General features: G+C 47.3%; 1 tRNA gene. It reads left to right on the top strand.

Going from position 1 to position 626, the window contains the following annotated elements:
• The first annotated feature begins 174 nt into the window (after positions 1-174).
• A tRNA-Ala gene (locus ACURWW_RS17240) sits at positions 175-250 on the top strand.
• The last annotated feature ends 376 nt before the right edge of the window (positions 251-626 follow it).

The raw sequence follows: 626 nt of genomic DNA, 5'->3' as shown, positions 1-626 counted from the left end.
CATGCGGCGTTTTGAGAACCCTTGCATAGCCAGGCTATGCGGCGGAACCTCAAAACACCACCTGACGAAAATTGCAGTGCCCTTATCGAGCTTTTGCACAAGCTCCTAGAGGATGATAACGCAGAGATTTTTTCGGCTGGCAAGGCGTCAGACGGAAAAAGATCAAGTTAAAACGGGGCTATAGCTCAGCTGGGAGAGCGCCTGGTTTGCATCCAGGAGGTCTGCGGTTCGATCCCGCATAGCTCCACCAATTCAGTGCATCTGAATGAGAGAAGTCAGAAACACATTGTTTCGCTGAAGTATGACAAAACAATGTCTTTCTGGTTTTTCACCAGTCAGAACCCGAGCGGTTCTGAGTTATTTAACAAAGTGGCAAAGTTTTAAGTTGTAATACTGCTGATTAATTGGCGAGTGTATCAAGCCAGTCACCAGTTGCAGCTCGGCCCTGGAGCGATCCGTGGTCGGAATGTGATTGATGACATTGGTGCACCTGTCCGGCGAAATCATGTTGCAATGAGAGAACAGCAATGGCTTTTGAAGTTTAAAAGGCATTGCGCTATCAAATTGTAGTAAGTCGTGCAGTCGTTTGAATTATATGGTCAAGCGACTAAGTGCAGCCGGTGGAT

The sequence above is a fragment of the Gilvimarinus sp. F26214L genome, assembly GCF_054401055.1.
Note: the sequence above shows the minus strand (reverse complement) of the source record. Positions and strands in the feature narration are given on the sequence as shown.